Source organism: Nocardia sp. CY41 (assembly GCF_009829325.1).
Taxonomy (GTDB): domain Bacteria; phylum Actinomycetota; class Actinomycetes; order Mycobacteriales; family Mycobacteriaceae; genus Nocardia.
The window spans coordinates 40,623-65,170 of record NZ_VUOS01000030.1; the positions used below are offsets into that span (position 1 = coordinate 40,623).

Below are 24,548 nucleotides of genomic sequence, written 5' to 3' on the forward strand. Positions count from 1 at the left end.
GATCTTCTCCTTTCTCGGGTCGTGGTCAGGTCGCGGCGAGTTGCTTCCAGATCCGGCGCTGCTGCCTGACCTGATGGGTCGGGGCCTTCGGCTCCCAGAGCAGCCGCATGCCCGCCTCCTCCGGGGTGCGGTCGGCCTTGGCCGCGTTGCGCGGCGCGCAGCAGGCCACGAGATTGCTCCAGGTGTTCGGGCCGCCCCGAGACCGGGGCCGGACGTGGTCCACGGTGCGTGCCCACCCGGCGCAGTAGCCGCACCGGTTCCGGTCGCGGCGCAGCACCCCCGCCAGCGTGGCCCTGCTCTCGTCGTGCACCAGCACGGTGTGCTCCAGGAAGACGTAGCGCAGCAGCCGAATCGTCTGCGGCAATGCGATTTCCCTGTGTCGCGACCGGATGGGGAAGTGCGGCTCCCGGTCGGCCACCGACTCCGCGGCTCCGGCGACCAGCAGCACCACGGCCCGGTCGGCCTTGACCTCGTCGAGCGCCTCGTAGGAGGCGTTCAGGACGAGGACCCCGGTGTGTATCCAGTTGTCGGCGGTTATCGCCGCCTGGTCGGCGGCACGGCGGAACGTCATGGGAATCACCATGTTTCATGCGGAATCGAGCGAACGAGAACGGGATGCGGCGATCAGCCGATGGCCTGGAGGCGGCTGTGGTCCGATTCACCGTGCCGTGCGCGCATCGGCCTGCCGAACGTGCCGACTGTGGCCGACGATTGCGCTGCCCAGGTGGCCGTTCGCGTGGTCGTCTCCGGATTCACTGCCGCCCCTCCTCTCTACTGCTCGGGACCACCTCGAGGCGGTGGCCGGTATCGAAAAACATGGTGGCACAGCGCACCCGCCGTTGTCGGGTCATTTTTCGGCGGTGCGCAGCAGGGGCACGCCGGGGTCAGGTCGGTCGCAGCTCGGCCGCGCCGAAGGAGACGTTGAACCGGTCGCACCAGATCGCGACGCTGGTCAACCGGGCCAGGTCGGCGTCGGCGGGGATGGCGTAGTTCTGGCTTCCCTGATTGCCTTTGAGCTTGCCCAGGTCGGTGTGGAGACCGTCGTCGAAGACGAACCAGCCGTCGCGGCCCTCGCGCACGGGCGCGTCGGTGAGCCAGACGTGCAGGTCGGGTCCGTCGGAAGTGTCGAGGTTCTGCACGCGCAACACTCTGCTGTCGTCGGGCAGCCGCAGGATCACCACGGTGCCGGAGGTCGCGTGCTCGTGCGAGACGAACGTGCCCCTGGCCAGAGTGCGCGGCTGGGCTTCCGTGCCGCCCTGCCCCGGCGTCGCGGCGACGGACGGCGCGGCCTCTTCGACGGTGGTGTCGGTGAACAGCCGCCAGGGCTGGAACACGGCCAGCCCGACGCCGAGCGCCGCCACCAGCAGCACCGCGACGACCCAGGTGATCGGCGATCGAGCGATTCCGCGTGCGGACGCCATGGCTTCTCCTCGGAGCGTCGTCGCGTGACCGGAAAGGCCCGGTGCACTGCGCAGGGGCGCTCGCCCCCGTCCGATTATGGCGGCGAAGCGGCAGCGGCGTCGACGGAACGGATCGGCGTCATGCGATCGGGGACCGGCCGAGCAGGACGCGGCCGGTGAAATGGGTCTGCTTGGCCCGGGGCAACGGGTGGAACAGGCAGCCGTGCACGTCGCGGTAACGCATCTCGAGTTCGCAGGTGCGGGAATAGCCCAGGCCGCCGACGGTTTCGATGGCCGAGCGCACGGTGCGCACGAGCGCGTCCGCCGCGGCGGTCTTACGGCTGAGCGTCCGGCTCGCGTGCTGATCGGTGTTGGCGAAGCGCAGGTTCTCCGACGCGGCGAACATCGCGTCGACGAGGTCGCCCGCGGTGGTGTGCGCGGTGGCCATCTCACCCGCCATCTGGACGGTCGGCGCGTCGGCCCGCCCCGCCGCCAGCGTGGTCGCGAGGTCGACCGCGCCGTCGGCGATGCCGAGATAGGCCGCCATCACCAGCGGCATGGCGGCGCCGAGCACGACGTTCAGCAGCGGCGGCCAGACGGTGGCGGGACGGGTCAGCGACACCGCCGCGTCGGGCACGAACACGTCCTCCAGCACGACGGTATGCGAACCGGTCGCACGCAGTCCGAGGGTGTCCCAGGTGCGCTCGATCCGCACGCCGTGGGCGGCGAACGGTATGGCGCAGTGCAGCACCTGCGGCCCGTCGGGTGCGTCGTCCCAGCGCACGCTGGTCACCAACACGGTGCCCGCCTCGCATCCGCTGGCCGGGGCTTTGCGCGCGTGCACCCGGTAGCCGCCGTCGACCCGCTCGGCGCGGCCGTTGGAGCCGACCCAGTCGGAGGCGCCGGTGCTGACCAGGATCGCGCCCGCGACCACCTTGGCGAACAGCGGCGCGGCGTCGATGCCGTGGTTGTGCCGCCACACCTGGGCGGCGACCAAGTGGGTATGCATCGCGAAGGCGACCGCGGTGGAGGGGTCGTGACGGCCCAATTCGCGCAGGATCTCGCCCATCTCGCGGTGGGTGACCCCGCCGCCGCCGAACTCGGCGGGCACGAGGGCGGCCGACAGTCCGCTCTCGCGCAGCAGGTCGAACGCGGCGAGCGAGATCTCCCCGGAGCGGTCACGGCTGGCGACCCCGGGACGAAGGGTCTCGCCGACGCGGCGTGCGCGGGCGATCCAGTCGATGGCGGTGGTATCGGTGACGGCAGGAGCTGTAGTGGTCATGTTTCGAAACTAAGAACGGCCGCGATAACCGGATAGTGCAGAAAGTGGACCTACCCGGTTCAGAAACGAGACCCCGTTCGCGAGGTGCCATGACGACTCCGACGCCGAGTTACGGCCAGTACTGCCCGATCTCCCGCGCACTCGACCTGGTGGGTGAGCGCTGGTCGCTGTTGATCCTGCGCGACCTGTTGCTGGGCACCACCCGGTTCAACGACCTCGCGCGCGGCCTGCCCGGCCTGTCTCGCAGCCTGCTCGCCAAACGCCTGCGGCAGTTCGAACGGGCCGGGCTGGTGGAAAGGTCGGCCGGGGAGTACCTGCTCACCGACGCGGGGCGGGAGCTCGAGCCGATCCTGTTCGGCCTCGGCGAATGGGGCGCGCGCTGGAGTTTCGGCGCGCCCCGCGAGGACGAGCGCGATCCCGCTCTGTTGGTGTGGTGGATGCACACGCGAGTGGACACCTCCTCGTTCCCCGGCCGCCGGCACGTCCTGCTGGTGCGCTTCACCGACGACCTGCGCCGCTTCTGGATCGTGGTCGAGGCAGGGGTGCCGTCGGTGTGCGAGTCCGACCCCGGCTATCCCGTGGACGTCGCGATCGGCGCCGACGTCGCCTCGCTCTACCAGGTGTGGCTGGGGCGGCTGCCGCTGGCGCACGCGCTGCGGACGGGCCGGGTGACGTTCACCGGCCCGCCCGCGCTCACCCGCCGGATGCCGTCGGTGCTGCGGCTCAGCCCGGTGGCCGGTTACGCGGACACCTCGCACATGGACGCGACGGCCCGACGCGCGTCCTGAACCCGCGCGCCGACCTCAGAGATTCCCGACGACGTGCTCGAGGCGCCGGGCGACCAGCTCGCGCGCCTTGTCCCGCAGCGCGGGCCGGTATCCGCTCGGATACACCGGGTCGGCCGGGGCGTAGTCCTTCAGCACCTCTTTCGCGAGCGTGATCTTGTGGACCTCGGTGGGGCCGTCGGCGATGGCCATCACCTCGGCGTAGGTGAGCATGTCGACGAACGGCAGATCCTGGCTGACGCCCAGTGCGCCGTGCAGGTGTAGCGCGCGCTGGGCGATGTCGTGCATCACCTTGGGCATGGCGACCTTGATGGCCGCGATGTCCTTGCGGACCTTCTTGTAGTCCTGCTCCTTGTCGATGCGCCACGCCGTACGCAGGACCAGCAGCCGGAACTGCTCCATCTCGATCCAGCTGTCGGCGATGCGTTCCTGGGTCATCTGCAACCCGGCCAGGGGCCCGCCGCGCATCGGACGAGAGACCGCTCGCTCGGCCATCATGTCGAACGCCTTACGGACCATGGCGACGGTGCGCATCGCGTGATGCACGCGGCCGCCGCCCAGCCGCGTCTGCGCGACGACGAAGCCGTCGCCTTCCGCGCCGAGCAGGTGATCGGCGGGGACGCGGACGTCGGTGAACCGCAGATGTCCCTCGTGCTCGCTGAATCCGGCGACGTGATAGTTCTTCACGATCTCCAGGCCGGGAGCGTCGGCGGGCACGATGAACATCGACATGCCCCGATACGGACTCACCTCGGGATCGGTCACCACCATGACGATGTGGAAGGCGGCGAACTGCGCGTTGGAGTTGAACCACTTCTCGCCGTTGATCACCCAGTGGTCGCCGTCGCGCACCGCGCGGGTCCGGAACAGCGTCGGGTCCGAACCGCCGGTCGGCTCGGTCATCACGTAGCACGAACCGATCTCACCGGCCAGCAGCGGCTCGAGGTAGGTCTTCTTCTGCTCCGGCGTGCCGTAGTGCGCGAGAATCTCGGCGTTGCCGGAATCCGGTGCCTGGCAACCGAATACCGACGGCGCCCACACCGACGTGCCGAGCACCTCGTTGAGCAGGGCCAGCTTCATCTGACCGTAGCCGGGGCCACCCAGTTCGGGTCCGAGGTGGCAGGCCCACAGGCCCTGGTCCTTGACCTGCTTCTGCAGCGGGCGCAGCAGCGCCGTGGCCTCGCGGTCGGTGCGGTCGTACGGATTGGGGTAGAGCAGGTCCAGCGGCTCCACCTCGGTGCGGACGAACTCCGCCGCCCAGTCCAGTTTCCGCTGGTACTCCGGATCGGTCGCGAAATCCCAAGCCATGGTCAGCCTTTCGTGTCCCGCGCGGTGCCGGTCACCACGCCGTCGAGCAAAGTGGTCGCGAGGATGTCGGCGATCTCGCCGGGGGAGCGGTCGCCGTGCGGGCGGTACCAGAACGAGACCATGTTCACCATGCCGAGCATGCTGTTGGTCACCACGTGGTCGCCGGTGCGCAACAGTCCTTCGGCGTGGCCGGCGTCGATGACGCGTTGCCAGCAGTGCTGCACCCGGTCGCGCAGCTCCTGCAACTGCGCGGCGCGCTCGCCGGTGAGCGCGCCGACATCGCGCAGCTGGATGGCCACCTCGCGCTGATGACGGATGATCAGCCGGACGTGACTGTGAATCATTTTGCGCAGCTTGGTGACCGGATCGTCGGAGCCGTCGGCGATCGCTTCGGCCTCGGTCAGCATCGGCTGGATGTAGTCGCGCAGGATCTGCCAGAGCAGTTCCTCTTTCGAACCGATGTGGTAGTACAGGGCGCCGCGCTGCACGTCGGCGCGCTCGCCGATCTCGGCCACGCCGGTGCCGTGAAACCCCTGCTCGGCGAATAGATCGATCGCCGCCCGCACGATGCGCGCCCTGGTGTCGCTCGCCGTCGACTCGGCGGCGGGCGGGCGGCCGCGCCTGCGGGATGGCGCGCTCATCGCGACGGGTCCAGGACGATTTTGCCCACCCCGTCGGCGCGCTCGGCGAACATCCGGTAGGCGTCCGGCCCCTCGGACATCGGGAGGTGGTGGGTGACCACCGCCTCGGGCCGCAGCCTGCCGCCCGCGGTGAGCTTCAGGAGGGCGGGCAGTTCGTACTGGATCGAGCACAGCCCGATGTGGAATTCGAGGTCCTTGACCTGCGCCGCCATCAAATGGAACGGGTAGGCGCGGTTGTGGCTGACGCCGATCACGCTGACCCGGCCACCGTGCCCGACAGCGCTGATCGCCAGCTTGATGGTCGCGTCGGCCCCGACCGCCTCGATCGCGACATCCGCTCCGCCGTGCAGCATGTCACGGATCGCCTGCTTGGGGTCGTCCGCGTCGATCGGCTCCGCGCCCAGTTCGGCGGCGCGTTCGCGGCGTTCGGTGAGCAGGTCCACGCCGAGCACGCGTGCTGCTCCCATCGCGAAGGCGGACTGCACCGCCATGAGACCGACCGGACCGAGCCCGATCACCACCACGGTGTCACCGGGCGCGATCCGGGCGCGCCGGGCGCCGTACCACCCGGTGGGCGCGTTGTCGGTGAGCACGACGGCAGCGGTGTCGCTCACCTCGTCCGGCAACTTCCCGAGGTTGCCGGCGGCGTGCGGAACGGCGAGCAACTGGGCCTGGCATCCGGCCAGCGAGCCTCCGAGCCCATAACAGGCGTCGACGGGCAGCGGATGGCGTGCGCACGCGGTGACGATCCCGGCGCGGCACTGCGCACAGCTGTCGCAGCCCGCCGAGGCGGCGACCAGCACGCGGTCACCGACGGCGAACCCGCGCGCGTGTGGGCCCAGCTCCACGATCTCGCCGACCGCTTCGTGCCCGACGCCGTAGCCTGCGCCCGGGACGAATCCGTGTCCGGCGTAGATGTGCAGATCGCTGCCGCAGATGCCCGCCGCGGTGACCCGGACGATCGCGCCGTCCGGTCCGGGCAGGGCCGGGTCCGGCCGATCCTGATACGAGATCTGCTGCGGGCCTTGGTAAGTCAGTGCCTTCATCGCCAGCCTCCGTCGACCGCGAGGGTGGCGCCGGTGCAGAACGCCGAGGCGTCGGTCGCGAAGAACAGCGCCGCCCCGACGATCTCCGCCGGTTTGCCGACCCGGCGCAGGGCATTGTGCTCGGCGAGTTGCGCGCGCAACTCGTCGGGCCACGCGGTGGCGATATCGGTGTCGAAGGGGCCGCACTGGATGGTGTTGACGCGGACGTTCGGGGCGAACGTCTGGGCCAGCCCGCCGGTCAGGGCGTTGAGTCCCGCCTTGGCCGCCGAATACGGCACCGCGAAGGGCTCCGGTCTGCTCGCCTCGATGGAGGAGACGTTGATGATCGAGCCGCCGCCGTCGGCCGCCATGCGGCTGCCGATCAGAGCCGACAGCCGGAACGGTCCCTTGAGGTTCACCCCGATGACCTTGTCGAACAACGCCTCGGTGACCTGGTCCAAGCTCGGATACAGCGGCGACAGGCCCGCGTTGTTGACCAGCACGTCCACCCGGCCGAACGCGTCGTAGACGGTCTCCACCAGAGCGTCGCACTGCGACCAGTCGCTGACGTTGCAGGCCACTGGCAAGGCACGGCGTCCGAACCGCTCGGTCACCTCCTCGGCCAGCGCGGCGCAGCCGTCCAGTTTGCGGCTGGCGATCACCACATCCGCGCCGGACTCGGCGAACGCGAGCACCATCTGCTTGCCCAGCCCTCGGCTTCCTCCGGTGACGACGGCGACCTTGTCGGTGAGTGGCACCTGAACTCCTGCATGTCAAGAAATGTTCCGATCAGTACATTAAATCGGCCGCGGGTTAGGATCAAGGGGCTGTCCGGCCGACCGTCGACGGCGCGAGGACCCGCCGGGTGAAAGACCAGCGCACACCGGCGTGGCGGACGGATTCGGGCACAGGCCCTGGACGACCCGGCGCGCGGCAACCCCACTACCCGCGGGTAACATGGCACTGTTTTCCCACTCGGCTTTCTCGGAAGTGAGGCAGTAGATGACAGAGCGGATTCAGGTCGGCGGGCTCCAGGTGGCACGCGTTCTCCACGAGTTCGTCGAGAACGAGGCGCTCCCCGGTTCCGGCGTGGACTCCGCCGCGTTCTGGGCCGGCGCCGAGCAGGTCATCAACGATCTCGCTCCGCGCAACCGCGCCCTGCTGGCCGAACGCGACGAGATCCAGGGCAAGGTCGACGCCTGGCACGCGGAGCACCCCGGCGCGAACTACGACAAGGCCGCCTACAAGAACTTCCTGACCGAGATCGGCTACCTGCGGCCCGAGCCCGCCGATTTCCAGATCACCACGCAGAACGTGGACGAGGAGATCGCCGCCACCGCGGGTCCGCAGCTGGTGGTGCCGGTGATGAACGCCCGCTTCGCGATCAACGCGGCCAACGCGCGCTGGGGCTCGCTGTACGACGCGCTCTACGGCACCGACGCCATCTCCGAGGCGGGCGGCGCGGAGAAGGGCACCGGCTACAACAAGGTGCGCGGCGACAAGGTCATCGAGTGGGCGCGCAACTTCCTCGACGACTCGGTCACCCTGATCACCGGTTCGCACATCGGCTCGACGTCCTACAAGATCGTCGACGGCGAACTCGAGGTCGGCCTGGAGGACGGCGCCAGCATCGGCCTGGCCGACGCCTCCCAGCTGGTCGGCTACCTGGGCGACCCGGAAGCGCCGAGCTCGGTGCTGCTGAAGCACAACGGCCTGCACATCGAGATCCAGATCGACCCGCAGTCCCCGATCGGCAGCACCGACACCGCGGGGGTCAAGGACGTCGTGCTGGAGTCCGCGGTCACCACGATCATGGACTTCGAGGACTCGGTCGCCGCGGTCGACGCCGAGGACAAGGTGCTCTGCTACCACAACTGGCTCGGCTTGATGAAGGGCGACCTCGCAGAGAAGGTCAGCAAGGGCGAGAAGACCTTCACCCGCACCATGAACCCCGACCGCGTGTACACCGCGCTGGACGGCGGCGAACTGGTGCTGCACGGCCGTTCGCTGCTGTTCGTGCGCAACGTCGGTCACCTGATGACCTCCGACGCCATCCTGGATGCCGAGGGCAACGAGGTGCCCGAGGGCATCATGGACGGGCTGATCACCTCGCTGATCGCCAAGCACAGCTTGGCCGACGACGCGAAGCTGAAGAACAGCCGCACCGGCTCGGTCTACATCGTGAAGCCGAAGATGCACGGCCCCGACGAGGTCGCCTTCACCAACGAGCTGTTCGGCCGGATCGAGGACGTGCTCGGTCTGCCGCGCAACACGCTCAAGGTCGGCATCATGGACGAGGAGCGCCGGACCACGGTGAACCTGAAGGCCTGCATCCAGGCCGCCGCCGAGCGGGTGGTGTTCATCAACACCGGCTTCCTGGACCGCACCGGCGACGAGATCCACACTTCCATGGAGGCCGGGCCGATGGTCCGCAAGGCCGATATGAAGTCCCAGCAGTGGATCCTGTCCTACGAGGACTGGAACGTCGACACCGGTCTCGCGGCGGGACTGCCCGGCAAGGCGCAGATCGGCAAGGGCATGTGGGCCATGCCGGACCTGATGGCCGACATGCTCGTCCAGAAGATCGGCCACCCGCGCGCGGGCGCCAACACCGCGTGGGTGCCCTCGCCGACCGCCGCCACCTTGCACGCGACGCACTACCACCTCGTCGACGTGTTCAAGCGGCAGCAGGAGATCGCCAAGGGCGGCCGCCGCGCCACCGTCGACGAGATCCTGGAGATCCCGCTGGCCGCCGCGCCGAACTGGACCGACGAGGAGAAGCGCCAGGAGCTGGACAACAACTCGCAGTCCATCCTCGGCTACGTGGTGCGCTGGATCGACCAGGGCGTCGGCTGCTCCAAGGTGCCGGACATCAAGGACGTCGCGCTCATGGAAGACCGGGCGACCCTGCGCATCTCCAGCCAGCTGATGGCCAACTGGCTGCGCCACGGCATCGTCACCGCCGAGGAGGTGGTGGCCAGCCTGGAGCGGATGGCTCCGGTCGTGGACCGGCAGAACGCGGGCGACCCGAACTACCGGGCGATGGCGCCGGACTTCGCAGGCAGCATCGCGTTCCAGGCGGCCAAGGAGCTGATCCTCGAGGGCACCAAGCAGCCCAACGGGTACACCGAGCCGATCCTGCACCGCCGTCGCCGCGAGGCGAAGGCGCTGGCCTGCGTGTAATCTCCGCGTGCAACGAATCCCCCGGTCGCGTCGGCCGGGGGATTCGCGCTTTCGGGGCAACGGGAGTTTCGACTCCCGTTTATCGGTCCGTTACCCTGGGTGCCGCACGAGATCGGTCGATTTGTGAGGAAGATTCATGGGAAGCGTTGTGCTCGACATCGTGGCATTGCTCGCCAATCGCGCGGCGATGTTCTGGAATTGGATGGCCACCGGATCGGCGGGCTTCCCGCCGCTGTGAGCGTGCGGTGCACGAACTGTTTCGAGTAGCGAATCCCCTGGTCAGGTCTACTGGCCGGGGGATTCTGCGATTCGGGACCAAATCGAAGAACGTTCCGAAATGTTTGTTTTCACACCGGCGGACCGTACTACCGGGCGCGTACGCGCGCCTGGCGCGCCGGAATTCGGGGATCCGCGCCGGATTCGGCGTATGGGAACTGCAGAGCGCGGCTCGGGAAATCGGCCCGTGTGCCGGTTACGCGGCGTCCAGCCGCTGTTCGCAGGGCCTCGGCGCGTCGTCGTGATCGCCAGGGGGCAGGGCGATTCCGCCGTCGATCCCGCGCGCGAAGCTCGTGCGCCTCGTATCTTGAACACGTGAACTCCGCAGGGTCCTCGCGCACACGGTCTCGTGTTCCTCGTTGGTTCGTACTGTGGATGGGGTTGGTGACCGCCCTGGTGGCGATCTGCTGCGCGGCGCTGTTCTGGCAACTCGCCGCGGAGGGCACGTTTCCGACCCTCGTCGTGCTCTGGGCCGTCCTCGGCGTGCTGGGCGGCATCGCCGTCCTGTTCGGACTGCTCGGCCTGCTGCGCTACCGCGCCTTCTTCCACAGCCTCGCCTCGCCGGTGCTCATCGGCGTCCTGGTGGCGCTGTCGCTCTACGACGTCCCGGAGGACACCGGCTGGCGGCTCTCCCGCGGCATCCTCGAAGACCAGGCCGCCGAATGCGCACACCCCGGCCAGCGGCACCGGCTCGGCGTCTACACCATCACCTTCGTCACGCCCCGCGACGGCGGCTGCCTGTTCTACACCCAGAAGGGCGACTCGAATACCGAAGGCTTCGCCTTCTTCCGCGACCCGGCCACCCCACCCCACCTCGGGCCACCGGCCACCAACGGTATCGAATACTCTGCCTTCGACGGCCAATGGTACCGCTTCGTCGACACCCACTGACCACAGCAGTTCCGCGACCAGACTTGGTCTGCGCCGGACCAATTCGATGAGGACTTCGTGTACCGACGAGGGCCTGACGCGGACGTTACCGATAGCCACAGACAAATCCGGGTGAGGTGGATCACCACTCGAACGGCAGGGGTTGGCGGGGCTCGATCCAGAGGGCTTCGGCGAGGGCGCAGAGCGTTCCGTCAGGGCGGGCCAAGGCCACGCCTACCGTGTGTTTGCGGCCGTTCGCGGAGACCGGCCAGCCGTAGGAGAGGTAGGAGTCGCCGGCGCGGACCGGTTCGAACTGTGTGGCGGTGAGGGCGGCGGTGACCGCTCCCGGCCGCAGATCACGGAGGGCCATCGCCGCCCAGCCGCCGGGACAATCCAGAGCGGCCCAGACGTTCTCGGTGCTGAGGAAGCCGTCGGGTCCGGCGAGGAGCGGATCCGGTGTCCATGCGGCGACGACCATGTCGTGGGCGGACATCGCCCAGGGCGACAAGCGCAACCCGCGGCCGGGCGCGCACGCCGCGCCGCAGCCGTAGCAGTGGCTCATCTTGCGCAGCACGTCGGCGGTAGCACTCGCCGCTCGTGCCGCTGCCCACGTGGGCGCCGGTGGCGGCGTCACCGTGACCGCCGAGGCGGATGCTTCGGCCAGCACCGCGCCGTCCAGGTCGGTGAGCGACACGCCGCCGGAGCCGTCGGTGGCGAGCACTACCGGCGTGTCCACGGAAACCGCGCGCCGGAAGTCGACGCGCACCTGCGCGGCACCGCTGGCGGCAGCGAGCAGCCCCGCCACGTATCCGCCGAACGCCACTCCCGGGTAACCACGCACGTGGCCCGGCACCGTGAACGAATCGGTCCGAATCATGTGTTGCTGAACCTCTCCCGGCCGACGCTTATGACCGGCTCAGCCGACCATACCCGCCGCGCCGACGCCAGACCGTCGCCGGGCCGCCTGTCACCCGCCTGCCGCTGCGGTGGCAGATCGCCCGGGCAACAGCCTCGCCTCGCCTCGGTGGTCACCTCGGCGCGCACCGTGCCACGGCCAGGTGCCGGTCGGGTGACCTCGCCCGGCGACGCGCAGGCGGCGATCACGACGCTCGCCGCCCCGGCTCGGCGACCGCGAGCGCGGCTTCGGGCACCGCGGCGTATCCCCTGGCTATCGCACACCCGCGAGGCAGCCGTCTGCCGCGAGCTCCGCGCAGGTCGAGGCAACGGCGGAATATCCGTCCCTGCGAACGCCGTTGCGCCGAGACGTGACGAAAGCAGGAATGAACGTACTGGTCGTGTACGCCCACCCGAAGCCGGACTCACTCACCGGCGCTTTGAAAGACGTGGCCGTGCGGCAGTTGCGGGCGGACGGCCACGAGGTACGCATCACCGACCTCTACGCGATGGGCTGGAAGGCCGCCGCCGACACCGACGATTTCGGCCCGGTCGCCGAGCCCAATTTCATGCTGGCCTCGGGCGTGGCCTATCGCGACGGGACGCTGAGCCCCGACATCCGCGCCGAGCAGGAGAAACTGCTGTGGGCCGACGCCGTCGTCCTGCATTTCCCGCTCTGGTGGTTCGGCATGCCCGCGATCATGAAGGGCTGGGTGGACCGAGTTCTCACCTGCGATTTCGCTTACGGAGCCGGAGGCAAGGCGCTGCCCAGGTACGGGGCGGGCGTCCTGGCCGGGCGGCGCGCGATGCTCGTGGTCTCCGTCGGGGGCAAGCAGCCGTCGTATTCCGATCGCGGGATCAACGGCCCGGTCGACGATCTGCTGTTCCCGATTCACCACGGCATCCTGTACTACACCGGCATGGACGTGCTGCCACCGTTCGTGGCGCACGACACGATCCGGCTCGGCGCCGAGCGCTTCGACGAGGTCGCACACGAGTTGCGGCGGCGGATGTCGGAACTGGCGGACCTGGAGCCGATTCGATACCGGCCGCAAGGCGGCGGCGACTACGACCGCAGCCTGCGTCTGTTGCCGGGTCGCGAGGCGCGGGGAGCGAGCGGGTTCGGGTTGCATGTGGCGTCGTGACCGAGTGGTCACGGCAAGGGCGCGGCCCCGCGCCGGGTGAGCAGCATGCCCATCACCCCTGCTTCCTGACTCTGCCCGTGGATCATGGCACGGGCCATCTCCTTGACCGGTCCGGAGCGCAAGAGGCCGTCGGCCGCCTCGGCCATCGCTATGCCGCCCTGATGGTGGCGGAACATCAACTGCAGGAACAGGATTTCCGCAGACCCGCCGCGCGCCGCCGCAAGATCGTCCAGCTCCGCCGTGCTCGCCATCCCCGGCATCGGTGGCGCCGCACCCGCGACCGCTGCCGCATGTCGATGCGACGCCTCCGCGCTGGGCATCCACGCCATCGGGTGTGCGGCACCGGGCGGCGCGCCCGCCAGGCGCAGCCAGCCGAGCATGGTGCCGATCTCCAGCCGCTGGGTCCGGTCGAGTTGCTCGGCCAGCCGGGCGATCACCGGATCGATCGAGCGATCGAGCCGCTGCACCATGAGCAGTGCTTGCTGGTGATGGGTGGTCATATCCTGGGCGAAGGCGATTTCGACGTCGGTGAGAACTGGTGCGGCGGAACGGCTTTCGGGAAACATCAACGGGCGCAGTGCGGCGCCGAGCACGAGCAGCGCAAAGGCCGCCGACGCCGCAGCCGCGATACGCATCCAGTGCGGCATCGCTACGACCCGACGATCGATCGCTGATTCGCCGGCGGCGAGTACACCTCGTCGTCCAATCGCAGGACCATGAATCCGTTGTCCGAGCACGCGACGTAGAGTTGCGACCCGCGCCATTCCGGCGGCGAGAGACACCAATCGGTGGACACGTCGCCGAAGGCCAGCCTGCCGGTGCGCGGAGTGGTGGCATCCAACGGGTCGAATCGTCCCTCCAGCACGGCGCGCACCGCGGAGGGCGCGCTCATCAGCGGAACGCCGATGAGAGAGGCGAGCGCGTGCGGCGAGTTCCACAGACTCAGGTTCTGGCCGGTGCGGGCGGGCGGGTTGTAGTAGGCGATCTCCCGGATGGCATAGGGATCGCGGATGTCGAACACCCGGATGCCGGAGGAGATCCACCCGCAGGCCAGGGCGGTCGGGTCGACTTGGCGGTCGGCGGCGCAGTAGTGCGATTCGTAGGCGAAGGCGGAACCGCCCATGGAGGAGCCGATATTGCTGTCGATGTGCTCGGGCAGGTTGATCTCGAGCTTGATCTTGTTGGCGACCTTGGGCGCCGTCTCGTCGGAGATGTCGATGAGTTTGACGCCGCCGGAGCCGCCCTCGTCGACGGTGTAGAGGTAGGGCTTGCCGTCATAACTGACCGGGACACTGTGCTGGGTTGCCCAGCCGTCCGTCCAGAACACCCGGCCGAGGTGCGGCACTTGCGGGTTCGGGTCGCGGCGCTGCACCGCGCTGATGTCGAGGACGGTGAAACCACCGAGTGCGGAGAGGTACATCCGGTTGCCGTCGGGGCTGATGCCGAAGCCGTGCGCCTCGATGCCGGTCAGTCCCTGCCAGATCACGTGCGGTTTCGCCGGATCGGTCAAATCGACCGCGCTGACGAAACCGGGTGCGATCCCGGAGGCCCAATACGTGTTGCCGTCCGGGGAGAAGCCGCCCTCGTGGGTGGTGATCGGCAGCGGCATCAGCAGATTCGTCCCCGGGCCGGGATTGAGCAGTCGCGGATGCGCGCAATCGGAGACGTCGTAGACCGACAGGTAACCCACGCCTTCGCCGACCGGAACGCCCGTGCCGACCAGCAGTTTGCGCTCGGTGTTGACCTTCAGGCTCTCCCAGGTGCCCGCGAGCATGGCCGGCTCGGTCAAGGTCACCGTCGGGCGCGGGTGCGCAGGGTCGGACACGTCGAGCACTTGGACGCCGCGCCCCTCGCCGATCAGGTCGCCGGGAAAGAACGAGCCGAGGTAGGCGCAGTGCTCGAAGCTGGTGGACGTGATGCCCGCCCCGCGACCCGCGTAGCCGCCGACGAAGGAGATGTTGCACCGGTAGCCCGAGGTGCTGCGGCCGCTGTCGCGGTCGGCGGCGGTGACATCGCCCTGCAAGCCGTTCTCGGGTGCGGCGCCGGGCCCGCATTCGGCGCGAGGGACCGAGGTGCGCCCGACGTCGAGGAACTCCCGCACGGCGCTCGGCAGATCCGAATGCTGATCGGCCGACGCGCTCGCGGGCAGGAGCATGGCCGTGACCACGCCGATGATGAGCAGGGCCAGCGGTTTGGTGCGGCACAGTCCGGCCAGTGGGCGCATCGTCGCGACCCCCCAACTTCGTCGTCGAGTTCGGCTCCCCAGGGTGACTGGGACAGTCACTGCATGGTAGGGATTCCCAGCGTCACGAGGGGGAGTTTCGCCGAATCGCAGCCGGATTCGCGAAGTTTTCCGGCCGAAGGCGTCAGCGTGGATGGGTCGGTTCGGTGCGTCGGGCTGCGTCCGTGTCGGTATGCGAGGCGAGCAGATCGTCGCAGACGCCGAGGAACGTGCGTCGCAGCTCGGCGGCGCGCTGGGCCAGCGCGGACTGGGCGCGAACGTATTCCGCGCGCCCGGTGGGTGTCTCGATGCGCACCGGCTTGTAGCCCAGCGCCGACAGGTCGTAGGGGCTGGCGCGCATGTCGAGTTCGCGGGCGGCGCAAGCCAGCTCGAAACAATCCAGCAGCAACTGCGAGGAGATCAGCGGCACGAGCTTGAAGCCCCACTTGTACAAATCCATGTTCACGTGCAGGCAGCCCGGCTGCTCGCGGTGGAGTTGGCCGGCGCGGGTGAGCGGTTCGGCATTGCGTCCGACGGCATCCGGGGTGAAGAAGCGATAGGCGTCGAAATGCGTGCAGCGCAGGGACATCGAGTCGACCACGGCGTCGGTGCCCGCTCGTCCGAGCCGCAGCGGCACCTTCTGGTGGCGGATGTCGTCGGAGCGATACACCATAGCCCATTCGTGCAGGCCGAAGCAGGAGAGCTGGGCGGGCCGGGAAGCGGTGGCACGCAACAGATCCGCGACGAAAGCGAGGGTATCGCGGCGTTTTTCCAGGTAGGCGGGATCGGCGGTGTAGACGTACGCCGCGCGCTCCCCGGCATCCGGCCTTGCGCCGACGCGGTGATACCCACGGGCTCCCTGGTACTCGGCGGCGTCTGCCAGCCCGAGGCCGTAGCCAGGATGCCAGCGTCGCAACTGGGCGGGTTTGTGCCCGTAATAGGTGAACAAGAAGTCGATCACCGGGTGCGACGAACCTTGCGCCCGCCGTTCGAGATAGGGCCCGACCAATCCGTCGAGCCGGGCCCGGTGCGCGGCGGCGGCCGCCTGCCACTGCGCACCGGACAACACCCGCATGCTCACCGCGCTCCGGGCGGTGCGGCGTCACGCGCTGCCCAGGTCGTCATTCGCCCACCCGGTGCGTTCCGTCTCGGACGGTGCCGACGAATTCCTCCACCAGGTCCTCCAGTGCGACGATGCCGGTGGTGTTGCCCCGGTCGTCGACCACGCGGCCGAGGTGGCTGTTCGTGCGTCGCAGCCGCGCCAGCGCCTCGTAGAGCGTGGTGTTCATGCCGACCGTGGGCAGCGGGCGGATATCGGTGCGTGGGATCGGCGTACCCGGTCCGGCGCTCTCGTCGGCGACCTTGTCCAGCACGTCCTTGACGTGCAGGTAGCCGACCAGCGAGCCGTCGTTCGCCCGCACCGGGAACCGGGAGAAGCCGGTCTCGGCGACGGCGGACTCGATGTCGCCGAGCGTGGTCCCGTTGCCGCGCAGGGGGATCGATCGGGTGGCGTCCCGAGGCACCATCACGTCGGCGACCACCCGGTCGCTGGTGCCGAGCGCCTGGGTCAGGCGGCGGTGTTCTTCCTCGTCGAGCAGCCCCTCGGAGCGGGACTCGCCGATCATCTCGGCCAGCTCGACCGTCGAGACGGTGGCCTCGAGCTCGTCCTTCGGCTCGATCCGCAGCAGGCGCAGCGACAGGTTGGCGGCCAGGTTGTAGAACGCGATGAGCGGACGGGCCAGCCGCAACCACATCAGGTGCACCGGCACCAGCAGCAGCGCGCTGCGCTCCGGTCCGGCCAGCGCGATGTTCTTCGGGATCATCTCGCCGAACAGGATGTGCAGGATGACCACGATGGTGAGCGCTAGAGCGAACGCCACCGGGTGCAGCAGTTGGTCGGGCAGTCCGAGCAGCTCGAACGGGCCTTCCAGCAGGTGCGCGACGGCGGGCTCGCCGACGCGGCCGAGCAGGATGGAACAGATGGTGATGCCCAGCTGCGCGGCCGCCAGCATCATCGAGAGGTTCTCGCCCGCCCGGATGACGGTGTTCGCGTTGCGTTTGCCTTGCGCGGCGAGCGCTTCGAGCCGGTCGCGGCGGGCGGAGATGAGCGCGAACTCGGCGGCGACGAAGAACGCGTTGCCGCCGAGCAGCACGACGGTGAGCAGGACGCCGAACAGGTCACCCATGGCTGTGCTCCTTGGTCGCGAGGGCGCCGGCATCGACCGGGATCAGCCGGACCCGGTCGATGCGCCGTCCATCCATGCGCTCCACGCGCGCGATCCAGCCCCCCGTGCCATGGCTCTCGGGCGCCGTCCACTGCTGCGAGCGGGGATTCGGGAGCACGACTTCGTCGCCCGTCACCGGGATGCGCCCGAGCCTGGTCAGCACGAGGCCGCCGAGCGTCTCGTACTCGCCTTCGGGCGCGTCGTATCCGGTCGCCCGGGAGACCTCGTCGATGCGCAGCAGCCCCGAGCAGTCCCAGCCGTCGGAGACGCGCCGTACGTCACGCTCCTCCTCGTCGTGCTCGTCGCGGACGTCACCGAGGATCTCCTCGATGATGTCCTCCATGGTGACCAGACCCGCGGTGCCGCCGTACTCGTCCACGACCAAGGCGACCTGCATGCCGTCGGCACGGACGCGTTCGAGCACTTCGTCGCCGTCCAGGCTGGCGGGCACGATCGGGACCGGCTGCGCGAGCCGGTGCAGCGGGAAGGTCCGGCGCGCGTGCACCGGGCGGGTGAACGCCTGCTTGACGTGCACGAAGCCGAGGGTGTTGTCGAGATCGCCGTCGATCACCGGGAAGCGGGAGTAGCCGGTGCGGCCCGCCGCGTCGATCAGATCGGCGATGGTGTCGTCCTTGTCGAGCGATTCGATCTTCACCCGCGGCGTCATCAGTTCCTCGGCGCTGCGCTCGCCGAATTGCAAGGAACGGTCCATCACCTGGGCGGTGGGCTGGTCCAGCGCGCCGCGCAGCGCGGACGTGCGTACCAAGGAGCCGAGTTCCTGCGGCGAGCGGGCCGAGCGCAACTCCTCGGCGGGCTCGACGCCGAGCCTGCGGACCACCCAGTTGGCGGTGCCGTTGAGGAAGTGGATCATCCATTTGAACACCACCGAGAACCCGATCATCGGTCCGGCCGTGACGCGGGCGGTGGCCAGGGGTTTGGCGATGGCGATGTTCTTGGGCACCAGCTCGCCGTAGATCATCGACAGCGAGGTGGCCAGGATCAGCGCCAGGGTCAGGGCCACGCCGCTCGCGGCGGCGTCGCTCAGCCCGAGACCGGTGAACACCGGATCCAGCAGCCGGGCCAGCACCGGCTCGGCGATGTAACCGGTGATCAGCGTGGTGATGGTGATGCCGAGCTGGGCGCCGGACAGCTGGAACGACAGCGTGCGGTGCGCCCTGCGGACCATGCGAGCGCGAACGTCACCGGAGCGGGCGTGCGCCTCGACGGTGCTGCGCTCGAGGGCGGTGAGGGAGAATTCCGCGGCGACGAACAGGGCCGTGCCGACGGTGAGTGCGATGAAACCGATCAGGCTGAGCGCGGTGAGCGCGACGGACATGGTCAGCACCACCTGGACGGTGCTGCGGGGGGGCCTGTGCGGATCAGGACTGCTGCGGGGAGGAGGACGCCGGGTCGGTCACCCGGCTCGGTAGAGGAGCCCTCCTGAGTGGCGCCCTCGGACGCGGGTGACAACTGGATCCTTTCGCAAATGAGTCGTGGTGCCGTTATCCGGCAATCACCATGCTACCGGCCCACGCGCCGAGCGGCGTGGGCCGGTAGCGGTTCGGGGCGCGTGTCGGCGCTCACCAACCGCTTGGCAGCGGGCGACCTTCGGCGAACCCGGCCGCGGACTGCACGCCGAGCACGGCTTTGTCGTGGAACTCGGTGAGCGTCCGCGCTCCCGCGTAGGTGCACGCGCTGCGCACGCCGGAGCAGATGTGGTCGAGGAGGTCCTCGACCCCGGGGCGCTCGGGGTCCAGCCGCATCCGGGAACTGGAGATGCCCTCTTCGAACAGCGCCTTGCGGGCGCGGTCGAATTCGCTGTCGGAGGCGGTACGGGCGGCGACGGCCCGCTTGGACGCCATGCCGAAGCTCTCCTTGTAGGCGTTGCCGTCACGATCGACGCGCAGGTCGCCGGGGGACTCGTAGGTGCCGGCGAACCAGGAGCCGATCATCACGTTGGACGCGCCCGCGGCCAGCGCGAGCGCCACGTCGCGGGGATGGCGCACGCCGCCGTCGGCCCAGATGTGCACGCCGAGTTCCCTGGCAGCGGCAGCGCACTCGGCCACAGCGGAGAACTGCGGGCGACCGACGCCGGTCATCATCCGGGTGGTGCACATCGCGCCCGGACCGACACCGACCTTGACGATGTCCGCGCCCGCCTCGGCGAGCTCCCTGGTGCCTTCGGCGGAGACCACGTTGCCCGCGACCAGCGGGACACCGAGTCCGAGATCGCGCACCGCGGTGAGGGTTTCGAGCATCTTGGTCTGGTGACCGTGGGCGGTGTCGATGACCAGCAGGTCGGCGCCCGAGTCCACGAGGGACTTGGCCTTGGCCGCCACGTCGCCGTTGATGCCCACCGCGGCCGCGACGCGCAGCTTGCCCGCGGCGTCGACGGCGGGCTGGTAGATGCCCGCGCGCACCGCGCCGGTGCGGGTCAGCACCCCGGCCAGCGTGCCGTCCTCGGCGGTGAGCACGGCGAAGTCGGCGTGCTCGGTGTGCAGCAGGTCGAACAGGTCGCGCGGTGTTGTGGTGGCGGGGGCCCGGACGAAATCGGTGACCGCGACCTCACGGAGCCGGGCGAAGCGGTCGACGTCGGCGCAGGCGGCCTCGGTCACCACGCCGACCGGGCGGCCGTCGTCGACCACCACGACCGCGCCGTGCGCGCGCTTGTGCATCAGGGCCACGGCCTCGGAGACCGAGCGGTCGGGGTCGAGGGTGACCGGGGTGTCGGCGGTGAGCGAGCGACTCTTGACGAAGGCGATGGTGTCGGCGGCCGCGGTGATCGGCAGGTCCTGCGGGAGGACGACGATGCCGCCGCGACGGGCCACGGTCTCGGCCATTCTGCGTCCGGCGACGGCGGTCATGTTCGCCACGACGATCGGGATGGTGGTGCCCGACCCGTCGGCCGTCGAGAGATCGACGTCGAAGCGCGACGCGACATCCGTCCGATTCGGGACGAGGAAGATGTCGTCGTAGGTCAGGTCGTACGGCGGCTGATGACCGGGGAGAAAGCGCACTCGACCGATGATATCCGGGCGCCGACCGGTGCGCGCCGTTCTTCGGCGGTGCTGCCGCATTTCCCCCGCTACCTCGTGCGAACGCCGCCCGCGCGGCTCCGGGCGCCGAGCACTGCTGCGTCGTAGCGATGGCAGGCCGCGCGGGACGCTTGCACCGCAACCGTGGCCGGGCGATGCCGACGCCTGTCGGGCGCGACGGATAGCCGATGCCGGCCCCGCCGGTGTCTTCCGCGCCGGCCGATCCGGTCGTGGTCTCAGGCGACGGCTTCGGAACGGGAGAGCATGATCGTGGTGGCGACCATGACGACCACCGCACCCGCGGTGACCACCAGCCCGGCGGTGTCCGCGCGCAACCGCTCGTCGAGCACGGCGATGCCGATGAACGCGGCGGCCAGTGGCTCGGCGACCGTGACGGCCGGCAGCGAAGCGGTCAGCGGCCCTACTTGATAGGCGCGCTGTTGCAGGTAGACACCGGTCACGCCGGCCGCGACCAGCGCCCAGGTCTGCCAGCCGCTCAGCACGTCTGCCACACCGTGTTCGAACAGACCGGTGACGTAGTCGGTGAGTGCGGCGGCCAGCCCGTACAGCGCGCCGCTCGCGGCCCCCAGCAGCAGCGCGCGCCACGCGGGCTCGCGCGCCGCGATTCCCGCGGCCGTGGCGGCCACGATCAGGCCGACCAGGAGGCCGAGCGGCAGGAGCCACTCGCGCAGCGGCGCACCGGTATCACCTTCGGTCGGATCGCCGACGAGCACGAAGCAGGCCAGCGCGGCGGTCAGCGCGAGCGCGGTCGCCCACGTGCGCGGCGCCACACGGCGATCGTTGAGGCGGGCGGACAGCGGCAGTGCGAATACCAGCGCGCTCACCAAGATCGGCTGCACCAGCAGGACCGCGCCCAGGGCGAGGGCGGCGACCTGCATGGCATACCCGCCCGCGTCTCCGAGGACGCCGGCCCACCAGCGGGGGGCGCGCAGCAGCGAGCGGACCAGCGACTGGCTCTCCGGCACCGCGGCCGCCGCACTCTGCTGCGCGACCGCGGCGACCGCGAACAGGAGCGCGGCCAGCAGTGCGCAGCCGACGGCGGCTGCCGGATGGGTCGACACCCAACTAGTTTGCTGCTCGATTGCTTCGAGTGGGAGACTGCTGGGCTCGCACGGCGCGTCGCCGAGGTCGGCCCGCCGTGTCGCCGGATGCGGAAGTGGCGGCGCGGCCGGCGAAACCGCTCCTCGTGCCCGAGGTGCGAGCGGGCGTGCCCTTGGCCGAACCAGCGCCGCGGCCTCCGGTCTTGCTCACGACGGGTTTTGCGTCGCCGCGTCGGCGTGCGGGCGTGGTGACCGATTCGCTACCGCGGCCCGCTCCTGCGGCCGACCGGGTCCCGGGCTGCTCGGCCGCCGTGCCCCGGCCACCGGCGGTCGCGGGCGTACCACGCTTGCCGGACTTGCGCCGTGCCGGTTTCGCGGGTGCCGCGGCCGGGGTGGCCACCGGCGCGGCCGCCGCGACCGGGATACCGGACGGGCGGCGGGCGCCGGTGATCTCGATCAGCGTACGGTCACCGGGACGGACCGCGACCCCGTCGACCTCGACACCCACCTTGCGGGCCATGGCCTCGACGTCGCGGCGCTCTTCGTCCATCACCAGCGTGACGACCACGCCGTCCTCGCCCGCGCGGGCGGTGCGCCCGGCCCGGTGCAGATAGGCCTTCGGCTCCGGCGGCGGATCGACGTGCACGACGAGGGAGATCCCGTCGACGTGGATGCCGCGCGCCGCGACATCGGTGGTGACCAGCACCGGCACCGAGCCGTCGGCGAACGCGGCGAGGGTGCGCGTGCGGTTGTTCTGCGCCTTGCCGCCGTGCAGCGCGCCCGCGGCGACGCCCGCCCCGCGCAACTGCTTGGCGAGCCGATCGGCGCCGTGCTTGGTGCGGACGAACATGATGGTCAGCCCCTCGCGGGCGGCGATCTCGGTGGCGATCGCCCGTTTGGCCACTTTGTCACCGACGTACAGCAGGTGATGCGACATCGTGGTGACCGACGCCGACGGCGGCGCGGTGGAATGCGTGACGGGGGCGCGCAGATAGCGCTTGACCAGCTTGTCCACCTCGCCGTCGAGCGTGGCCGAGAACAGCAGGCGCTGTCCGTCGCGGGGGGTCCGGTCCAGTAGCTTGGTCACCTGCGGCAGGAAGCCCATGTCGGCCATGTGGTCGGCCTCGTCCAGGGCGGTGATCAGCACGTCGGACAGATCGGCGGACCCCTGTGCGAGGAGGTCGGCGAGCCGTCCCGGCGTGGCGATGAGCAGGTCGACGCCGCGGGCGAGCCGGTCGGCCTGGCGCTTGATCGGGGCGCCGCCGACCACCGAGGCGACCCGCAAGCCGAGCGCGAGCGCGGGTTCGTCGAGCGCCCGCTCGATCTGCGCGGCCAGTTCGCGGGTCGGCACCAGGACGAGTCCGCGCGGGCGGCCGGGCTTGGCCGAAGCGCCCGTCAGGCGGGTGAGCATCGGGAGGCCGAAGGCGAGCGTCTTCCCGGAACCGGTGGGTCCGCGGCCGAGCACGTCCTTACCGGCCAAGACGTCCGGCGCAGTGGCGGCCTGAATCGGGAACGGCGTCTCGATGCCGTCGCGTCGCAGTGCTTGTACGAGCACGGCGGGCAGGCCCAGATCCGCGAAGGTCGCGGTGGGCGCCGCGGCGACGGTGGTCGAGGGGGTCACGAGGAAGATGTGCCTTTCGTCGCACGGCGCGTTCCAGCGGAACGCGCTGTTCGGTGGGGTGGAGGGCGGTGCACGATGCGGTTCACCGCGCTGCGGCGCGGGCGATGACGCGCGCCTGGTGGAGCGAGAGGGTGCGGCCGACCGGAGGCGGACCGAATTTCCAGGATACGTGCCGCGGGCTCAGCCGTGGAACAGCCGGCTCAGTTCCACGAGCCAGGGTACGGCCACGGCCTGTGTCGGCACCACCAGGATGGCGGCGGAGCCGAGATAGGCGGCCGTGGCGATGCGGATGTCACCGATCCGCTCGCTGAGCCGCTGGATGCGGATGAGCGTGGTCGGGCCGCCCGCGGCGAGCGCGCCTTGCGGCGCGGTGGATTTCGCACACGCGACGAGGGCGCGGGCCAGGGGCTTGGGCCCGGTGACCTTGACTGCCGAGTCGTCCGCGAGCAACTCGATGAGCAGTTTGACCGAGCCGAGCGCGGCCTTGCTGCGCACCACTCGGGGGAACGCCTCGTGCACCGCCGTGAACGCCTCCAGCACCAGATCGTGCCTGGCCCGCAGATGCGAACGTTCGTGGCTGACGATGGCGGTGATCTCGGCGTCCGCCAGACTGGTCAGGGTGCCTTCGCTGAGCACCACGCGCTGGCGCAGGCCGGGCAGGCAGTAGGCGATCGGCTCGGTCGAGGCCAGTACCCGGATGTCAGCCGCACGCCGGTGCGGACCGCTCTGGTCCAGCAGATCGACGAGCATGCGGTGGCGCGCCCGCCGCCTGCGGGTATGGACGCCGACCCGGACGATCGCGTAGATCAGCCGGGCGCCGACCAGCAGCGTGAGCGCGAAGACGAAGACGTAGGCCAGCCACAGCGGCAGGCCGAGCGCGTCGATCTCCCTGGTCGGGGCGGTGGTCGGGCGGCCGTCGGGGCCGGGCACGAGCAACTCGGCGGCGATGGCCAGTCCGGAGCCGAACGCGCTGAGCACGGCGGCGAGCGCGATGGCCTGCCAGAGCACCAGCGCTGCTCGGGGCGTCCGGTAGGTCCAGGTCGCCCGGCTGAGCAAGGCCGGGGCAGGCCCCGCGAGAAGCAATGCGAGTCCGGCGAAGACCGGCGCGGTTGCGTTCATCGACTCAGCTCACTGCGTTGTGGGGCCAGGGCGCCCGAGGAGTCTACTGCGGCGGCGGCGCCGAGTCCTCGTCCTCGGTAGCTTCGAGCTTAGCGAGTGCTTCGCGCAGGGCGGCAGCCTCGTCCTTGCCGACCTGCTCCACGAAGTGGACCAGCGCGGCGGCGCGGCTGCCCGCCGCGTCGGCCTGTTGCAGCGCGTCCACCATCAGACTGGCGACGAGTTCGTCGCGGGTGTGCACGGGCGCGTACCGGTGCGCGCGGTCATCGCGCCGCTGCACCACCAGGTTCTTCTTCGCGAGGCGTTGCAGCACGGTCATCACCGTGGTGTACGCGAGCTCGCGGCGTGCGGCGAGAGCCTCGTGCACCTGCCGGACCGTTTGTGGTTCGTCGGCCGACCACAACTGGTCCATGACCGCTTTCTCGAGTTCACCAAGACCTGCCATTCCCTAATTTTAGGG

General features: G+C 69.9%; 22 protein-coding genes. 4 read left to right on the top strand and 18 right to left on the bottom strand.

The features are described 5' to 3' along the window. Window positions 1-25: 25 nt before the first annotated feature. The 3 genes from GVY64_RS30020 to GVY64_RS30030 form a co-directional block, all read right to left on the bottom strand. A complete protein-coding gene (locus GVY64_RS30020; RefSeq protein WP_159848798.1) occupies window positions 26-571 on the bottom strand; it encodes an HNH endonuclease in 546 nt (181 codons plus the stop codon). 313 nt (window positions 572-884) lie between these two features. Further along, the gene (locus GVY64_RS30025; RefSeq protein WP_159848801.1) at window positions 885-1,421 is read right to left on the bottom strand and encodes a DM13 domain-containing protein; all 537 of its coding nucleotides are present in this window, start codon (window positions 1,419-1,421) and stop codon (window positions 885-887) included. 118 nt (window positions 1,422-1,539) lie between these two features. Continuing rightward, window positions 1,540-2,682, bottom strand: a complete 1,143-nt coding sequence (locus tag GVY64_RS30030) for an acyl-CoA dehydrogenase family protein (RefSeq protein ID WP_159848804.1) — start codon at window positions 2,680-2,682, stop codon at window positions 1,540-1,542. An 89-nt stretch (window positions 2,683-2,771) separates the two neighbouring features. On the opposite strand from GVY64_RS30030, the gene GVY64_RS30035 reads away from it, so the two are divergent. Next, entirely contained in the window at window positions 2,772-3,470 is a 699-nt protein-coding gene (locus GVY64_RS30035) for a winged helix-turn-helix transcriptional regulator (protein ID WP_159848807.1), read from the top strand. A gap of 15 nt (window positions 3,471-3,485) precedes the next feature. On the opposite strand, the gene GVY64_RS30040 is transcribed toward GVY64_RS30035, so the two are convergent. From GVY64_RS30040 to GVY64_RS30055, 4 genes are read right to left on the bottom strand one after another with little or no spacing between them, the layout of a single operon-like run. Beyond that, window positions 3,486-4,775 (bottom strand): acyl-CoA dehydrogenase family protein, encoded by a 1,290-nt coding sequence (locus GVY64_RS30040; RefSeq protein WP_159848810.1) that lies wholly within the window; start codon window positions 4,773-4,775, stop codon window positions 3,486-3,488. Window positions 4,776-4,777: 2 nt separating this feature from the next. Next, entirely contained in the window at window positions 4,778-5,416 is a 639-nt protein-coding gene (locus GVY64_RS30045) for a TetR/AcrR family transcriptional regulator (protein ID WP_159848813.1), read from the bottom strand. Further along, window positions 5,413-6,462, bottom strand: coding sequence for a zinc-binding dehydrogenase (locus GVY64_RS30050; protein ID WP_159848816.1), 1,050 nt, complete (start codon window positions 6,460-6,462; stop codon window positions 5,413-5,415). Before GVY64_RS30050 ends, GVY64_RS30045 begins: the two co-directional genes overlap by 4 nt. Further along, entirely contained in the window at window positions 6,459-7,199 is a 741-nt protein-coding gene (locus tag GVY64_RS30055) for an SDR family NAD(P)-dependent oxidoreductase (RefSeq protein WP_159848819.1), read from the bottom strand. Before GVY64_RS30055 ends, GVY64_RS30050 begins: the two co-directional genes overlap by 4 nt. A gap of 244 nt (window positions 7,200-7,443) precedes the next feature. Between GVY64_RS30055 and GVY64_RS30060 the strand changes: the two genes are divergently transcribed. Both GVY64_RS30060 and GVY64_RS30065 read left to right on the top strand, forming a co-directional pair. Then, window positions 7,444-9,624 carry a malate synthase G gene (locus tag GVY64_RS30060; protein WP_159848822.1) on the top strand — a complete coding sequence of 727 codons (2,181 nt, stop codon included), beginning with the start codon at window positions 7,444-7,446 and terminating at the stop codon, window positions 9,622-9,624. Window positions 9,625-10,284: 660 nt separating this feature from the next. After that, entirely contained in the window at window positions 10,285-10,791 is a 507-nt protein-coding gene (locus tag GVY64_RS30065; RefSeq protein ID WP_159848824.1) for a hypothetical protein, read from the top strand. A 121-nt stretch (window positions 10,792-10,912) separates the two neighbouring features. Here GVY64_RS30065 and GVY64_RS30070 read toward each other — a convergent pair whose 3' ends face one another. Further along, window positions 10,913-11,647 carry a PaaI family thioesterase gene (locus GVY64_RS30070; protein ID WP_159848827.1) on the bottom strand — a complete coding sequence of 245 codons (735 nt, stop codon included), beginning with the start codon at window positions 11,645-11,647 and terminating at the stop codon, window positions 10,913-10,915. Between the two features lie 403 nt (window positions 11,648-12,050). Between GVY64_RS30070 and GVY64_RS30075 the strand changes: the two genes are divergently transcribed. Beyond that, window positions 12,051-12,809 (top strand): NAD(P)H-dependent oxidoreductase, encoded by a 759-nt coding sequence (locus GVY64_RS30075; protein ID WP_159848830.1) that lies wholly within the window; start codon window positions 12,051-12,053, stop codon window positions 12,807-12,809. An 8-nt stretch (window positions 12,810-12,817) separates the two neighbouring features. Here GVY64_RS30075 and GVY64_RS30080 read toward each other — a convergent pair whose 3' ends face one another. The 10 genes from GVY64_RS30080 to GVY64_RS30125 all read right to left on the bottom strand — a co-directional run bounded on the left by GVY64_RS30080 (window position 12,818) and on the right by GVY64_RS30125 (window position 24,533). Next, window positions 12,818-13,444: a DUF305 domain-containing protein gene (locus GVY64_RS30080; RefSeq protein ID WP_236567348.1), complete on the bottom strand. Its 627-nt coding sequence runs from the start codon at window positions 13,442-13,444 to the stop codon at window positions 12,818-12,820. Window positions 13,445-13,458: 14 nt separating this feature from the next. Beyond that, window positions 13,459-15,033, bottom strand: a complete 1,575-nt coding sequence (locus GVY64_RS30085; RefSeq protein ID WP_159848836.1) for an LVIVD repeat-containing protein — start codon at window positions 15,031-15,033, stop codon at window positions 13,459-13,461. A 142-nt stretch (window positions 15,034-15,175) separates the two neighbouring features. After that, complete coding sequence (locus GVY64_RS30090) at window positions 15,176-16,105, bottom strand: 3-methyladenine DNA glycosylase (RefSeq protein WP_159848940.1); 930 nt, start codon at window positions 16,103-16,105, stop codon at window positions 15,176-15,178. 46 nt (window positions 16,106-16,151) lie between these two features. Further along, the gene (locus GVY64_RS30095; RefSeq protein ID WP_159848839.1) at window positions 16,152-17,216 is read right to left on the bottom strand and encodes a hemolysin family protein; all 1,065 of its coding nucleotides are present in this window, start codon (window positions 17,214-17,216) and stop codon (window positions 16,152-16,154) included. Then, window positions 17,209-18,591: a hemolysin family protein gene (locus GVY64_RS30100; protein ID WP_159848943.1), complete on the bottom strand. Its 1,383-nt coding sequence runs from the start codon at window positions 18,589-18,591 to the stop codon at window positions 17,209-17,211. Before GVY64_RS30100 ends, GVY64_RS30095 begins: the two co-directional genes overlap by 8 nt. A gap of 244 nt (window positions 18,592-18,835) precedes the next feature. Further along, on the bottom strand, window positions 18,836-20,272 hold the full coding sequence (locus tag GVY64_RS30105; RefSeq protein ID WP_159848842.1) for a GuaB1 family IMP dehydrogenase-related protein: 1,437 nt from the start codon (window positions 20,270-20,272) through the stop codon (window positions 18,836-18,838). A gap of 254 nt (window positions 20,273-20,526) precedes the next feature. Then, the gene (locus GVY64_RS30110) at window positions 20,527-21,372 is read right to left on the bottom strand and encodes a DMT family transporter (protein WP_159848845.1); all 846 of its coding nucleotides are present in this window, start codon (window positions 21,370-21,372) and stop codon (window positions 20,527-20,529) included. 4 nt (window positions 21,373-21,376) lie between these two features. After that, a complete protein-coding gene (locus GVY64_RS30115) occupies window positions 21,377-22,972 on the bottom strand; it encodes a DEAD/DEAH box helicase (RefSeq protein ID WP_159848847.1) in 1,596 nt (531 codons plus the stop codon). 180 nt (window positions 22,973-23,152) lie between these two features. Next, window positions 23,153-24,091 (bottom strand): M56 family metallopeptidase, encoded by a 939-nt coding sequence (locus GVY64_RS30120; RefSeq protein ID WP_159848849.1) that lies wholly within the window; start codon window positions 24,089-24,091, stop codon window positions 23,153-23,155. A 43-nt stretch (window positions 24,092-24,134) separates the two neighbouring features. Next, on the bottom strand, window positions 24,135-24,533 hold the full coding sequence (locus GVY64_RS30125; protein ID WP_040866505.1) for a BlaI/MecI/CopY family transcriptional regulator: 399 nt from the start codon (window positions 24,531-24,533) through the stop codon (window positions 24,135-24,137). Window positions 24,534-24,548 lie beyond the last annotated feature (15 nt).